Below are 15,496 nucleotides of genomic sequence, written 5' to 3'. Positions count from 1 at the left end.
TTGCGGGGCCGTCGTTACGGAGCCAGGCTGCCGTCCTGGGCCGCGACGGCCGGACCGATGTCGGCCGCGGACTTCTCCGCCGGATCGGTACGGCCGTTGTCGCCGTCACCGCCGCTGTCGCCGTCGCCCGAGGCCGGAGTCCGGATCACGATCGCCACCACGACGGCCGTCCCCAGCGCGAGCGTGGCGCCGAGCACACCGATGAGGTTCAGCCCGCTGGTGAAGGCGTCCCGGGCCGGGCCCAGCAGCGCCGCACCGAGGTCCGAGGAGAGCTTCTCCGCCTCGGCCACCGCCGCCGCGAGCGTGCCCCGGGCCGCGTCGGCGGCCTCGGCCGGGACCTCCGCCGGGACGGTGATCTGACTGCGGTAGACGGCGGTACCGATGCTGCCGAGGACCGCGACGCCCAGCGCCATACCGAGTTCCGTGCTGGTCTCGGAGAGCGCCGACGCGGACCCGGCCTGCTCGGGCGGTGCGGAGCCGACCACCATGTCCGTGCCCAGCGCGATGAGCGGTCCGCCGCCCGCGTACACGAACAGGAATCCGGTCACCACCTGTGTCAGTCCCGACGGGCTGTCGGCCAGACTCAGCATCACATGGCCGGCTGCGGAGATCACCAGACCGATGCCCACCACATGGGCCGGCCGCAGCCAACGTGTCGCAACCGGAGCGAGCATGGAGGTGACGATCAGCGCGAAGGCCGCGGGAAGCAGCCACAGCCCGGCCGTCATGGGCGACTTGTCGGAGACGAGCTGGAGATACTGCGTCACATAGAGATAGGTGCCGCCCGCGATGAACATGCTGAGCAGCAGGGCCACCAGCGCCGTCGCGAAGGTACGGTCGCGGAACAGCCGCAGATCGAGCAGCGGGCTCGCCAGTGTGCGCTGCCTGCGTACGAACACCACGCCCAGGACCAGACCCACCGCGATCGCGAGCAGCGGCACCAATGTGCCGCCGTCGTTGGCGAGTTCCTTGAGCCCGTAGACGATCGGCAGAATGGCGCCCAGTGACAGCGCCACACTGGTGAGATCGAGCCGGCCCGCGTCTGGGTCGCGGTACTCGGGCAGCAGCACCGGCGCGGTCACGAGCAGCAGCAGCATGATCGGCACACCGAGCAAAAAGACCGAGCCCCACCAGAACAGTTCCAGCAGGGCGCCGCCGACCACCGGGCCGACGGCGATGCCCAGCGAGAACATGGTGACCCACACCGCGATGGCCACACCGCGCTGCTTGGCGTCCCGGAACATACTGCTGATCAGGGCGAGTGTGGACGGCATCAGTGTGGCACCGGCGACACCGAGCGCGGCACGGGCGGCGATCAGGGTGGCCGGGTCCGTGGCGTACGCTGCCGCCGCCGAGGCGACACCGAACACGGCCGCGCCGATCAGCAGCAGTCTGCGCCGGCCGATCCGGTCGCCGAGGGTGCCCATCGTGACAAGGAACCCGGCGATCGTGAAGCCGTAGATGTCGATGATCCACAGCATCTGGGAGGCGCTGGGGTCCAGACTGGCACTGACATGAGGCACCGCCAGATGCAGCACGCTCACATCGATGGAGAGCAACAGTGTCGGCAGTGCCAGCACGGCCAGGCCGAGCCACTCCCGTGGTCCGGCCCGGTGGCGGGGTTCGGCGATCGTGCTCAAGACATGTCCTTACGTTGGTGATGGGTTGACGGATCGGCCGGCCTGCCGCGCGAGCGCGGCGGGACGGTGAGGTGGGACATCCGTACTGCCGTCCCCGGAAGGCCCGTCGAGACCGGCGATCAACTGCCGGGCGACGGTCGCGGCGGCACCGGGGGCGTACAGGTAGAAGTGACCGCCGGTGAACATCCGGCGGGTGAAGGTGCCCGTGGTCTCCAGCGACCAGAGATGCAGCCGCTCGGCGACGACGACCGGATCGTCCACCGCTCCGAGCGACAGGATCGGCACAGAAGTCCCGGTCAGCGGGCGTCGGTAGGTCTCCATGGCCTCCAGATCGGCGCGGATCGCCCGTAGAGCGGGCCGTACCAGATCCGTACGGCTGATCAGTTCCCGGGAGATTCCGCCCATCTCCACGAGATGCGCGAGGAGTTCGGCGTCGGTCCTGAGATGGGCGAAGGGCGGTTCGCTCGGGAAGCACGGAGGCTGACGGGCGGAGACGGCGAGCAGTCTCGGCGGAAGGCCCTTCTGCTCCATGGCCTTGGCGAGTTCGTACCCAAGGACGCTGCCGAAGCTGTGGCCGAGGATCGCGTACGGAAGAGGCTCCAGCTCGGCCACCGCACGGCTCAGCCCTTCGACCAGAGGCTCGACACGGCGGGCCGCGGGCTCCTCCGTCCGAGGTCCTCTGCCCGGGAGTTGGCCCACCAGGAACTCCACATCCTCGGGGAGCACCTGCCGCCAGGAGCGGAACGCGGAGGGCCAGCCGCCGGCGTGCGGCAGGGCGATGAGACGCAGACGGGGACGGAGCGCCACGGCGGCGGCGCGACGGCCGCCGCCGGTGCCCACTCTGAGCAGCCAGTTGGCCGTCATGGTCCGACGCCTCCTGTCACCGCACCGTTGACGCCGCTGCCAACACCGTTGCTGGCGGCGCTCTCGCCGGAGCCGGTCCCGGTCTCGGTCCCGGTCCCGGCCAGCAGTGGGTGGCGGGATTCGAGATGTTCGATCACCCGGTTCTGATGAGGTCTGAGCCGTTGGCCGGGCAGATGCTCCAGCGAGTGCAGAAAGGGATCCTGCGGCTCGGGCAGCCCGGCGATCGCGGCGGCGGTGCCCAGCACCAGCATCGGCTGGTACCAGGCCGAGTAGCCGCCCTCATGGGCGAAGACGATCTTTCCGTGCGTCAGCTCCTCGGCCAGGTCGCAGAGCATCGACGCCATGGTGTGGAAGGTGCGGCTGGTGCACATCATCCGGCCCATCGGGTCGTGGCCGCCCGCGTCGACGCCCGCCGCCACCAGGATCAGATCCGGCGCGAAGGCGCGTGCCGCGGGCGCCACGATCCGGCTGACGGCGGCGAGATAGGTCTCGTGCCCCGAACCGGCCGGCAGCGGCACATTGAGCGTCGTGCCGACGGCCGGGCCCGCGCCCGTCTCGGTGACGAGTCCGGACGCGGGCGGGAACAGTCCCTCCTGGTGGATCGAGACATAGAGCACCTCGGGATCCTCGTAGAAGGTCCGCTGGATGCCGTTGCCGTGGTGGACGTCCCAGTCCAGCACCATCACCCGGGCCGCGCCCCGGAGTTGTGCGGTACGCGCCGCGATGGCCACGTTGTTGTAGAGACACAACGCCATCGCCCGGTCCGGCTCGGCGTGATGGCCCGGCGGGCGTACGAGGCAGTACGCACGGTCGAACGTGCCGTCCAGCACGGCGGCGGTGGCCTGGACACACGCGCCCACCGCCAGCCGAGCGGCGCGCGCGCTGTGGTAGTTGACATGGGCGTACACCCCGGCGTCGCCCGCACCGAGCGCCGAGGTGGCCTCGATCCTGTCGATGTGCTCGGGCACATGGACGAGCAGCAGCTCCTCGTCGGTGGCCGGGACCGGAGTGACCTGGGTGAAGCGGTCCAGCACTCCGGACGCCCTGACCAGGCCCTCGGACCTCCGCAGATCCGGGTCCACGGCGAACTGGCGCAGCGGCTCGATCCCCGGGCCGACCGGTACGTACCCGGAGCCTGGTCCGGGATCGTGCCAGAAGCAGATCTCGTGGCTGTACCACGCAAGGTTCGGCATACCGGCCGGCCTCCTCCTCAGATGTCGGGCGGAGCTGGAACCTAGACGGATACGCGCGCGGGAGCCGGACCGGAGACCACGGCGCCGGAGAGACCCACGGAGCCGGAGAGACCGGGACCGGAAACCTCCGCGATACGGGCGAGGTAGTGCTCCCGCTCCTCGTCGGGCGTCCGCTTCGTACGGAACGTCGACTCCAGCCAGCCGAGGACCTGTTCGGCCTCCGCGCGGGTCGGCGGGCGCTCTCCGAGCTCCTTCTCGAACTCCCGTATGCGCGTGGCCGGTTCAAGCACGCCAGCGGCGTACTCGCTCTGGTCCGTGTTGTGATTGCGTGTGCACGCGATGGCCTTCAGTACCGCTCCGAAGAAGGCCTTGCCGTCGATGTCGCTCATTGCGGTCTCCTTGTTCTCTCTGGCTGGGCGGTTCTGGCCGGCTGGGCGGTTCGTGGTGCGTGGGCTGGTGGTCAGGCGATGAGTCCGATACGGCGGCCGGCCTTCTCCAGCGTCGCGAGCGCCTCGTCGAGATCGTCGTCGGAGTGGCTGAGATTGACGATGGTCCGCAGCCGAGGTAGCGCGCGGGGCACGGCCGGATAGACGATCGGCTGTACGAACAGACCGTCGCGCTGGCAGAGCCGGGCCATCGTCTGCGCCTGTTCGGCGCTGCCGCAGAGGATCGGCACCACCGGTGACTCGCTCGCCAGTGTGTTGAAGCCGAGCCGGCGCAGCTTGTCCCGGTAGCGGTCGGTGGTGGTGCGCAGTTCACCGGCGAGCGTCGGCGCCGCCTCCATCACCTCGATGGCGGCCTTGGCCGCCGCCGTCTGGGTCGGTGTGGCCGCGGCGGAGAACATCCATCCGCGCGCGTTGTTCTTCAGCGCGAAGACGAGATCGCTCGATCCCGCGACATAACCGCCCGCGCTCGGCACGGTCTTGGAGAGTGTGCCCATCTTGATGGGTACACGCGCCGGGTCGATACCGAAGTGTTCGGTGATGCCACGGCCGGTGGCGCCGAGGACGCCCAGGCTGTGCGCCTCGTCCACCATCAGCGGCGCGTCGTAGCGCTCGCACAGCTCCACGATGCCCGGCAGATCGGCGATGTCCCCGTCCATGCTGAAGACGGCGTCGGTGACGACAAGCCGCCCGGCGCCGCCCGCCGTGCGCAGCGCGCGTTCCAGATCCGCCAGATCGTTGTGCGCGTAGGTGATGACCTTCGCGCCGGAGAGACGGTAACCGTCCAGGATGCTCGCATGGTTGTAGACATCGCCGATGATGACGTCGTCCGGGCCGGCCAGCGCGCCGACGGTCGCCACATTCGCCATATAGCCGCTGGAGAAGACGATCGCGTCCTCGGTGCCGAGGAAACGGGCGATGGTCAGCTCCAGTTCACGGTGGAGATGCAGAGTGCCCGCGAGAAGCCGTACGCCGTGGGCGCCGGTGCCGTGCCGTTCCAGGGCGCGCTGGGCCTGCTGGTCGATGTAGTCGTGTCCGACGAGGCCGAGATAGCTGTACGAGGCGAGATTGAGGAACCAGCGCCCGTCGAACTTGATCCAGGAGCCCTCGGCCTGCTCGATGACCGGCTCGTAGAAGTAGTCGTCCTGGGCGACGACGACACGGTCCTCGGCCGACAGTGCGTCGATACGGCGGTCGAGGAACGAGCCGTGCGGCAGATCGGAGAGGCGCCCGGGCAGCGTACGCCGAGGGATCGACGCGCCCGGCGCCGACGGTGACGGTCCGGCGGGAGCCGTATGCCGAGGCCGGCGGCCCGGCGCCGTGGACCGCGCGAGGCCGCGTGTCTCGGGGGCGGCTGTGAGGACGGAGCGACGCTCGGCCGCGGGAACGGAGAGCGAGGGCAACGTGTCGACGTTCCGGAAGCGGTCCCATTCCGGGATGAAGGGAGTGACCGGCGTGGGCACGGCCGGAGGCGGAGGCATGGGGCTGCGCGTGGGAGTGTGCGTAGGCGTGTGGGAAGGCGCCGGTCCAGTCCGTGGCAGGGCTTCCAGATGGCCGAGCAGCGCACCGACAGTGCCGTGCTCGAAGAACGCCACCGGATCGACCTCCAGCCCCTCGGCGGAGAGCGCGGCTGCCACCTCGACCGCCATCATCGAATCCAGGCCCATGTCCAGCAGGCTGTCTTCCGGCGACACATCGGCGATATGCAGTGTCTTCTTCAAGATCGCCGAGAGCGACGGCCACAGCCCGACTTCTGGTGTCACAAGAGTCATCTGTTCGTCCTTCGAGATCGGAGAGGCGGACAGGACGTAATGCCCGGGAGGAAGAGCGAGAGCGGCCCGGAGCAGGCCGATGCCCTCGTCGGCGGAGAGTGCGGGGACACCGCGCGCGGCGGCGGCCTGTACGATCTGCTCGCCCATTCCGACGGTCCACAGGCCCCAGCCGAGGCTGTACCAGGCTTCGCCCTGGGCTCGTTTGGCCGCCGCGTACCCGTCCAGATAGGCGTTGGCCGTGGAGTAGCCGCTCTGTCCGAGGTTTCCGTGGACGGCGGAGACGGACGAGAAGAGGGCGACAAATCCGGGCCTGGCCTCCGGCGGGAACGCGGTGTCGAGCGAGTGCGCACCGCCGATCTTGGGACCGAAGACCTCGTCGATCAGCTCCGGTGTCAGCGAGCGGGCCAGACCGTCGCGGAGTACACCGGCCGCGTGGAACACACCGTCGAAGGGCTTGGTGTCGCGCAGCGCGTCACCGAGCGTGCGCACATCCACGCGGACGACATCAAGATCGCAGACGGCGGCCAGCCGGTCGAGCCGCTGTCGTATCTCGCCGTCCTGCGGCTCTGTTCTGCCGACCAGCGTGAGATGTGCGCAGCCCTCCCGGGCGAGGAACTCCGCGACATGGAGGCCGATGCCACCCATACCGCCCGTGATCAGGAATCTGCCACCGCCGATCCGCACGGGAGAGGGCCGTTCCAGGGAGGAGGTGTCGACAGGGACCGGTGTGAGGTGAGGTTCGTACCAGGCGCGGTCGCGCCATGCGAGTTCCGGCTCCATAAAGCGGGCGGTGTCCGGCGCCGGTGGCGCGGACGTTCCGCTGTCACCGAGGTCGAGCAGCCGGACACGGGCTCGTGGATACTCGGTCCGCAGCGTACGGGCCAGCCCCCACAGGGCGCTCTGGTACGGCTCGACCGACTCGCCGCCGGTCACATTCTGAGCGGCGTCGGTGATGACGGTGAGGTCCGGCATCGGCGGATGCGCGGCCAGCCGCCGTACGAGAGTGAAGACACCGTGCAGCGCCTCGGTCGCCTTCTCCGCGTCGGTGATGCCACGCGGCGCCACATACATCACCTCGCGTATGTCGGCCGGCAGGGCATCGATACGCTCGCTCCGAAGTTCCTCGGGGGTGAGCCGGACTAATTGACGGTCCGTCAATCGCGCGCTGTCATCGGCCGATACGACGAGAGTCGTCCCCTCGGACGACATCGGCACCGGAGTCGGGACCGGAGTCGGGACCGTCGGGCGCCAGACCGGGGACTCGACTCTCCCGGACGAGCGGCGGGCCGAGGTCCTCACGGGCGCCCGGGAAGTGGGCGGCGACACACTCTTCAAGGTGATCCGGTCCAGTTCGAGAAGGACCTCGCCCTGCTGATTGCAGACGGTGGCCCGGCCTCGTACGAAACCGCCGCCGCCCGCGCCCTCCGCCGAGGCCGGCGCGTCCGTCCGCTCGACCAGGGCCAGGACCGTACCCGAGACCCTGCGGCGGGCGGTGATCCGGCCCACGTACCAGGGCAGACAGGCGCCGGCCGCGCCGGCATCCAGCATGCCCAGGCACTGGAAGACACTGTCCAGCAGGGCCGGTGGTACGAAGTACGAGCCGGGCCCGCCCTCGGACGCGCGCAGCAGCGCGAGCATCCGCGCCGGGCCGCGATGGAGCGCGCGAATCGCCTGGAAGGCAGGGCCGTACTCGATCCCGCTCCCTCGCCGCCACTCGGTCACGGCGGACAGCGGTACCGTGTCGGAGCAACCGGCGCGCAGCCGTGACACATCGATATAGCGAGGTGGCGGCAGCGCGACTCCGGTCGCCCGTGCCCGGCTGTGCACCGACCACGCCCGCTCTCCGTCGTCGCCTCCGTCGGGTCCGTCGGGTCCGTAGCCTCCGTCGGGCCGTGACGAGCTGACCGAGCATTCACCGCCCTCGCCCGCATCCACGGCGACCTCGATCTCAACTCCCGCCTGAGCTCCGGACTTTGGCGCCGGGACGTGGAGCGGTGCCACGAACGCGACCTGGTCGAGCCGCCACTGGCTGTCCGGACGTGTGGTGTCGCAAACGGTGAGCATGGTGTCGATCTGCGCGGCGGCCGGCAGTACGGGTGTCCCACCGATCCGGTGGTCACGGACCACCGGATCGTCTCCGCTGAGATGGTGCCGGACGCGGATCACAGTCGTAGATCGAATCTGTCCGTGGCCCTGACCAGGCCGTTCACCTGAATGTCGATGACATGCTCCCCCGGGTAGTACGTACGGGTCTGGATCGCCTTGATCGTGTGGGACTTCTCCAGCGTTCTGCGCTCACCCGCCGCCAGTTCGAGCGTGGTGAACTTGAATACCTTCGGGATCGAGCGGCCGTTCTTGCGGACGAGATGCACCACATAGTCGACGGCGACGCTGTGGGACCGCCCGTCGGTGTTCTCGATGTCGAGACAGATGGCGAACGTGTCGCCGAGAGCCACTGCCTGCGGTGTGATCCGCAGACTCGGGACCCGAATGTGCTCGCCGCCGGTCGCACCGAGGATCGTCAGCGCCTGCTGATCGCCCTTCTTGACGAGCGTGCGCAGTCCGTGCCGTACGATCCAGGCGGTCTCGGGCGTCGGGCTCTCCTCGGACCAGCGGAGCGCGGTCGCGAGGGCGATCTGGGGAGCGTCCTTCGAGATGTCGTTGAGATTGTTCGCCACCGACTTGCGGACATACTCCGAAGGATCGCTGCGCAGCGGTTCGAGTACGTCCAGGACCGGCTGAGGATCTTTGACGAAGAGAGTGAGTGTGCGAGCCCAGGGAAGCCGCGAGCGGGTGCCCTCGCTCACCATTCTGCGGACATTGTGGCTGGGATCGGCGGTCCACGCGGGCATGCGCTTCATCGTCAGCTCGTAGTGGTTCTCGATGAAGGGCCGGATCGCGTACTCCGCGGTATGCCGCTTGGTGATCTCGACCAGTGCGTCGAGGGAGACCTCGGGATGGTCGAGGCCGTACTCCTCGACGAACCGCGCGACCGGCATCAGATACCAGCTGACATTGAACATCCCTTCCCCTTCGGCGAGTTCGTCCTCAAGGATCGAGACGAGAATGCCGACGGCCTCGGCAAAGTCGGCGGGCAGCCGGCTGCGCAGCCCTTCGGTGAGGACGAGGACACGGTCCTTCAGCTCCTTGCCGGGAATGCGCCGCTCGACCTCGGCGGCGTAACCGTCGACATCGAATTCCGGGTGGACGGCGCGGATCTTTCCGCCCAGCAGGCGGGCCGCGTCGCCGTTGAAGTGCCGCTTCAGTCCGTACTCGCTGCTCATGTGTTCGCTGTGCTCTCTTCGGGGAGTGGTTGTGCGTGCCGTGTCGGGGCCGAGATCCAGAACCTCTGCCGGTTGAAGGGATAGGTGGGAATGGTGGTGGTGCGCTGGTTCTTGCCGTGATGCACGGCGTCCCAGTGGATCTCCGAGTTGCCGTGGTTGTAGTGACTGATCAGGGCGGTGTGCAGCTCCTGCTGGTCGGAGCGGCCACGGCGTAGTGTGTGCAGCCACTGAAGCCCGGCGTCGGGCAGAGTGGCACGCCCGAGCGCGGTAAGCACGGGATGCGGACCGATCTCCCAGAAGACCCGTGCTCCGGCGTCGCCGACCGTGGTCAACGCCTGCGAGAAGCGAACCGGTTCGCGGATCGCCCTGGCCCAGACATGCGGATCGGTGACGGTGGTGGCGGTGTGCCGGTCATCGGTGTACGTCGATACGAAGGGAATCCGGGGAGCGGAGAGTGAGGTCGTGGCGACGGCTTCGGCGAAGGGCGCGAGAGCGCCCTCCATGGCCGCCGAGTGAAAGGCATGACTGACCGTCAACTTCTGTGTGTGGTGACCGGTCCGCGTGCAGAAGGCATCAATGGCGGCTTCGGGGCCACTGATGGTCAGGGACCGAGGAGCGTTGTACGCGGCGATCTCCACACCGGGATACCCGGCGAGGGCAGTGCGCACCGTCTCCGCGTCGGCGTGGACCACCGCCATCGTGCCCGTCGTCGGCTGGGCCTGCATCAGCCGCCCACGTACCGCCACCAGCCGCAGCAGATCAGGAAGCGACACAGCTCCGGCCGCCCATGCGGCCGTCAACTCCCCTACGCTATGGCCCACGACCATATCGGGCCGTATTCCCCAGGCCTCCAGCATCCGGACCAGCGCCACCTGCACACTCACGATACCGATCTGCGCATACCGCGTCTGATCAAGGGCGGCCTGAGCCTCGCCGAACAACAACTCAAGGAGCGGTGTGTCGGTGTGCGGCGCCAGCAGCTCCGCACACTCCTCCAGCGCCGCACGGAACAATGGCTCCGTCGCGAACAGCCCACGGCCCATGTCCCCGTACTGCGAGCCCTGACCCGTGAACATGAACACGGCCGGTGCCGGCAGATTCGCCAGCCGTGTCACCGTCCGCCCGCCCAGAGCCACCTCGTTCAGTCCATGCGCCAGCTCATCATGTGTGGCTCCGCGGACGGCGGTCCGATAGCGATGCGAGGCGCGCGCCGCGTTCGCGGTGAAGACGAAATCGCTCAGCGCGTCCTCGCGCAACGCGCCCAACTCGTGTGTGTATGCGGCGGCCAGCTCGCGTACGGTGCCCTCGGTGGCGCCGCTGATCCGAAGGACATGACTCTCCTGGGCCAGGGATTCGGGTGCCGGGACAGCGGGGGGTTCTTCGATGATGACATGCGCGTTGACACCACCCATGCCGAAGGCGCTGAGTGCGGCCCGCCGTGGCGCACCTTCCGTACGCGGCCAGGAAACCGGCCGGTCGGCAATATAGAACGGGCTGTCCTCGAACCGGATGTGATCATTGGGCCGCGTCACATGCAATGTCGGCGGAATCTCCTCATGCTCCATCGCGAGAAGCACCTTCACCAGCCCGGCAAGGCCGGCTGCCGGCTCCAGATGACCAATGTTGCTCTTCAACGAACCGATCGCGCAGAACTGCGTACGGTCCGTCCACTCACGCCACGCACGCGAAAGCCCGTCCACCTCGATCGGATCACCCAGACTCGTCCCCGTGCCGTGCGCCTCCACCATCCCGATACTCTCCGGACCGATCCCGGCGTCCTTCAACGCGGCCGAGATGACCTCCCGTTGAGCGCGTGGACTCGGTGCCGAGTAGCGGGTGGTACGACCGCCGTGATTGACGGCCGCGCCCTTGATCAGGCCCCGGACACGGTCGCCGTCCCGGTGGGCGTCCTCGTACCGGCGCAGCACCACCGCCACGGCGCCCTCGCCCGGTGTGAATCCGTCGGCGGAGGCGTCGAACGAGCGGCAGCGGTGCTGCGGCGACAGCGCCATCAGATCGCCCATCGAGCGGAAGTACTCGGGGCTGATCGCCGCGTGTACGCCGCCGATCACCGCCGTGTCGATATCGCCTGCCCGTAGATGCTGGAGCGCGGTGTGCAGGGCGACCAGCGACGACGAGCACAGTGTGTTGACGACCGCGCTCGGGCCGTGCCAGTCCATGAGGTAGGAGAGCCGGTTCGGGATCATGGCCTCAAGGCCCAGCCCGCGCCCGGCGGACACACCGTGGCGTGACCGCTCCTCGTGGTAGTGGTCGTGGCTGTACGCGATCCAGAGGCCGGTACGGCTGTCACGGGCGCGGTCGCCCAGGCGGCCGGCGTCCTCCAGGGCCTCCCAGATCGTCTCGTAGACGATCCTGGCCTGCGGATCGATCAGCGGGGCCTCGCGCGCGGAGATCCGGAACGGAGCCGGATCGAACTCGTCGACGCTCTCCAGGAAGGACGCGTGCGGGACCTCCGCGTCCTCGTCGCCGACCGCGCTCCCGTTGCCGTTGCCGTTGCCGTTGCCGTCCATGGAACTCCACCGGTCCGGCGGGAGCGTCCGTACGGTGTCGCGCCCTTCGGCGAGCAGGGACCAGTAGTCGGCCAGGGTACGTGCGGTGGGCACCCGGATCGCGGCGCCGACGACGGCGATATCACGCGAGGACGACGCTTGGCGGGCGGGCGAGCTCCTGGGCTGTGAAGTGGCCTGGGCCGGAGCGGACTTCGGCGGCTGCGTCTCCATCTGCTCGGGAGCGGGAACGGGTTCCAGTTCAGGCGCCCGTACGGCGGCCGAAGCGGCCGGTGGCGGGACGAAGTCAGGAGCTTCCCGGACCAGATAGTCGGCGAATTCGCGAGGAGTCGGGTACTCGAAGAAGACCGTCGGATAGAGCGAGAGCCCATGCTCCTGGGAGATCCGGTCGCTCAGTCCGACCAGACCGACCGAGTCGAACCCCGCGGACAGAAACTCGGTGTCGGTGTGTTCGTCGGAGACGCCCGTCAGCTCCAGAAACCAGGTGAGCACACGCGCGGCAGGTGAGCCGTGCGCCACGACGGCTCCCGCTCGGACCGGCTCGGCCACCGTCTCCGAGGGCATGGTGGCAGGCTCCGCCGCCGACGCGACAACCGCCGTCGGCCCGTCGGAAGGCGCGGTCCCGCCGACATCCGTCCCACCGCTGAACGCCGTTCCAGGAACGCGCTTTGACGAGATGTCACCGAAGACCAGCAGCACCTTGCCTGCCGCGTCGATCACCACCTGGGTGACCCGGCAGGCCTCCTCGTTCCAGAAGAAGACCTCGGTCCGTACATAGGCGGCGTCGTCCAGGGAGCCCGCCCCATGGACCAGCACGCGGTCGGCGGAAAGCGGGATGAAGGCGGTCGCGTCGTCCGCGCCGAAGACGGGATTGTCCGGATCGATCGCGGCGATGGTCACACTGTCGAGCAGGCCCGGGAACAGCCGTACATCCGCCGGGTTCATCTCCCGCTGACGGCCGCCCTCGATCCTGGCGAGAGTGCCACCGTCGGGCAGGCTCGCCACCCAGGAGATGTTCCGGTAGTAGCGGCCGTGGTGGTAACCGATACGGCGCAGCCAGCGGTACAGGCTCGATCCCGCGTGCAGTCGGGAGCACTGCCGCAGAAGGGCGGCCACCGGCTCGGACTCCGGTGCCGGTCCCGCGTCCGCGGCGAACCGCCCGGTGACATAAGGGACTTCGGATACGCCGTCCTCGACCGTGAATCGTCCGCTGCCGTCGACCCGGCACACCACCCGCTGCGCTCCCGCCGTGGCCGAGGGAATCAGCGGACGGTGGAACAGGACGTCCCGCACGCCGTGGAAGGTGTCTCCGCGCAGCTCGGCACCCTGGCGCAGGAAGTCGAACCACGCGACACCCGGGAGCATGATCCTGCGATACACCGAGTGCTGGGCGATGGGCACCTCGCCAGGGCCGAACATCCGTGAGAAGACATATCCGCCGCCGGCTCCCGCGTCGGAGTCCAGTGTCACCGGTGTTCCCGGCTCGGGAGAACGCAGCGGCTCACGCAGGTCCAGTGCGCGTCCGCGCGGCTGGGCCACCGGCAGCAGCCGTTTGGCCCAAGCCCGCTCTCCTTGGAAGGCGGCCCAGTCGATGTCCTGCCCGGACTCGTGGATCTCCGCCACGATCGCCGCGAACACGGCGGCGACCTCGCGCTCGTCCGTGGCACCGGCACCGGCCAGCCGCGCGCAGATCTCGCCGTCCCGGTGAAGGCTGGTCCCGGCTGTCCCGGGCCGCCCGCCGGTGCGGCTCCGCTCGTCGTTCTCATGGCTGAGCACTTCGGCGAGCGCCTGCTCCAGAGACGCACGTCCGTGGGCGAAGTCCGCGATCGGCTGCCAGCCCGAGGGCAGATCCATGGACTGCTCGGGCAGACCGAGATCCCTCAGCGCCAGTACGAGGGCGACACCGGCGCAGATCCTCAGCAACTCGCCGGAAAACTCGGCCAGTCGGCGGCCGGACGCCTCCTCGAACCGGCCGACGGTCTCCCGTACCGAGGGTACGGAACGGTTCAGCGCCGTCAGCCAACCGGGCGGAGCCGAGGCCTCGGTCGGCCGCACCATCACGGTGGGCCGGAGGCCGTTGGTCCGGCGCTCGGCCCTCGGGACATCGGCCGCCAGCAGCCGCGCGCGCAGGGCGGCGGCGAGCGCGTCGGTGTCGTGTCCGGTCACGACGGTACGTACGGCACGGTGCGGGCGGGCCAGCCGGGCGGTGGCACACACACTGCCGAGATCGTCCGCCGTCACCGTCGGCAGGAACTCCAGCCACTGCGCGGCCAGTTCACGCAGACCGTCCGGGCTGTCCGCCGACAGCGGCAGCACCTCCACAGGGCGAGGCGATGTGCCGTCGCTGCCGTCGGAAGCAGTGGCGGCCGGGACCGGTGCCGGAGCAGGGACCGCTTCCGCCACGACGTGGACATTCGTGCCGCCGAAGCCGAATCCGCTCACTCCCGCCCGGCGAATCGCCTTGCTGGGCCAGGGACTTGACGTTTCCGGCAGATAGAAAGGGCTGATCTCCAGCCCCAGACGAGGGTTGGGGGCCTCGACCGCGATACCCGGAAGCAGACCCTCATAGAGGCTTGTGATGATCTTGGCGAGTCCGGCCAGCCCCGACGCCGAGTGGAGATGGCCGATCCGCCGCTTGAGCGAGCCCAGCGCCACGGAGCCACGCGCCGCGCCCAGCCGTCCGAACACCTCGGTGAGCGCCCGTACTTCGATCGGGTCGCCGATGGCCGTGCCCGTGCCATGTGCCTCGATGTACTGAACGGTCGACGGATCGACCTTCCCGTACACCTTGGTCAACAGCTCCACCTGCGCTTCGAGGCTCGGTGTGGTCACCCCCATGGTGTGACCGTCATTGTTGACACCGACGCCGGCGATGGCGCCGAGGATCAGATCACCGTCGGCCACCGCCGCCTTCATCGGCTTGAGCACCAGTGCCGCCGCGCCTTCGCCCGGGACATAGCCGTTGGCCTTCTCGTCGAAGGTGTGGCACAGCCCGTCCTTGGAGAGCGCACCCGTACGGGAGAGGAGGACAAAGGTCAGAGGATCGATCAGCAGATCGACCGCGCCCACCACCGCCAGCTCGCAGTCGCCCGCCCGAAGGCTCCGGCAGGCGAGCCAGACCGCGGTCAGCGACGAGGAGCAGGCCGTGTCCACGACCAGACTCGGCCCCGAGAGATCGAACCGGTCCGAGAGCCAGGCCGCCATGAAGTTCTGGGACCGTCCCCACAGGGCGGCAGGGACGGGCCGAACCGCGCCGGTCCCGCGCCCGGTCGGGGCAATCGAGCTGCTCGCATCGATCGAGCCGGTCGGCCCGGCCGTCGCGGCGGTTCCGTCGGCCCAGTCGGGTGAGAGGCCGCGGCCCTGGTCGAAACCGTACGAGTTCATACGCGCGCCGACGAACACACCGGCGTTGAGCCTGCGTCCGGACGCCAGACAGCCGGCGTCCTCGAAGGCCCGGCCGCCGACCTCCAGCATCAACCGCTGCTGAGGATCGAGGAGGACGGCGTCCTCGGCGGTCATCCCGAACGCCTCGTGGTCGAAGGAGAACGGATCCTGGAGGAACGCACCACGGTGGTGCGAGCCCTGGTGGCCGCCGTCGCCGAGATACAGCTCCCGAGCCCAGCGGCTCGCGGGCACCTCGTCCACCTCGACGGACTCATGTGTGAGCATCCGCCGCAGATCGACCATGTCCTCGGCTCCCGGGAGCCGTACGGCCATGCCGATCACGGCGATTCGGCTGTCGTCGTCCTCGGTCACAGCACTCCCTTCGTAC

General features: G+C 69.1%; 7 protein-coding genes. All 7 read right to left on the bottom strand.

From position 1 onward, the window contains the following. Positions 1-14: 14 nt before the first annotated feature. The 7 genes from ACFV6H_RS31560 to ACFV6H_RS31530 all read right to left on the bottom strand — a co-directional run bounded on the left by ACFV6H_RS31560 (position 15) and on the right by ACFV6H_RS31530 (position 15,480). Positions 15-1,640, bottom strand: a complete 1,626-nt coding sequence (locus ACFV6H_RS31560; RefSeq protein WP_385549116.1) for an MFS transporter — start codon at positions 1,638-1,640, stop codon at positions 15-17. 9 nt (positions 1,641-1,649) lie between these two features. Continuing rightward, complete coding sequence (locus tag ACFV6H_RS31555) at positions 1,650-2,504, bottom strand: thioesterase II family protein (RefSeq protein WP_385549112.1); 855 nt, start codon at positions 2,502-2,504, stop codon at positions 1,650-1,652. After that, positions 2,501-3,697: a class II histone deacetylase gene (locus tag ACFV6H_RS31550; RefSeq protein WP_385549109.1), complete on the bottom strand. Its 1,197-nt coding sequence runs from the start codon at positions 3,695-3,697 to the stop codon at positions 2,501-2,503. Before ACFV6H_RS31550 ends, ACFV6H_RS31555 begins: the two co-directional genes overlap by 4 nt. A 41-nt stretch (positions 3,698-3,738) precedes the next feature. Further along, complete coding sequence (locus tag ACFV6H_RS31545; protein ID WP_385549106.1) at positions 3,739-4,086, bottom strand: hypothetical protein; 348 nt, start codon at positions 4,084-4,086, stop codon at positions 3,739-3,741. Positions 4,087-4,157: 71 nt separating this feature from the next. Continuing rightward, a complete protein-coding gene (locus ACFV6H_RS31540) occupies positions 4,158-8,078 on the bottom strand; it encodes a bifunctional SDR family oxidoreductase/pyridoxal phosphate-dependent aminotransferase family protein (protein ID WP_385549103.1) in 3,921 nt (1,306 codons plus the stop codon). Next, on the bottom strand, positions 8,075-9,196 hold the full coding sequence (locus tag ACFV6H_RS31535) for a DNA alkylation repair protein (RefSeq protein WP_385549100.1): 1,122 nt from the start codon (positions 9,194-9,196) through the stop codon (positions 8,075-8,077). Before ACFV6H_RS31535 ends, ACFV6H_RS31540 begins: the two co-directional genes overlap by 4 nt. After that, positions 9,193-15,480 (bottom strand): beta-ketoacyl synthase N-terminal-like domain-containing protein, encoded by a 6,288-nt coding sequence (locus ACFV6H_RS31530; protein ID WP_385549097.1) that lies wholly within the window; start codon positions 15,478-15,480, stop codon positions 9,193-9,195. Before ACFV6H_RS31530 ends, ACFV6H_RS31535 begins: the two co-directional genes overlap by 4 nt. Between the last annotated feature and the right edge of the window lie 16 nt (positions 15,481-15,496).

Source organism: Streptomyces sp. NPDC059743, assembly GCF_042732975.1.
Lineage (GTDB): Bacteria > Actinomycetota > Actinomycetes > Streptomycetales > Streptomycetaceae > Streptomyces.
This window is presented reverse-complemented; position numbering and strand designations above follow the sequence as displayed.

Bases quoted from the DNA above. Each gene is read 5' to 3' on its own strand.
- ACFV6H_RS31555 (WP_385549112.1), bottom strand. From the start codon at position 2,504: ATGACGGCCAACTGGCTGCTCAGAGTGGGCACCGGCGGCGGCCGTCGC.
- ACFV6H_RS31550 (WP_385549109.1), bottom strand. From the start codon at position 3,697: ATGCCGAACCTTGCGTGGTACAGCCACGAGATCTGCTTCTGGCACGAT.
- ACFV6H_RS31545 (WP_385549106.1), bottom strand. From the start codon at position 4,086: ATGAGCGACATCGACGGCAAGGCCTTCTTCGGAGCGGTACTGAAGGCC.
- ACFV6H_RS31535 (WP_385549100.1), bottom strand. From the start codon at position 9,196: ATGAGCAGCGAGTACGGACTGAAGCGGCACTTCAACGGCGACGCGGCC.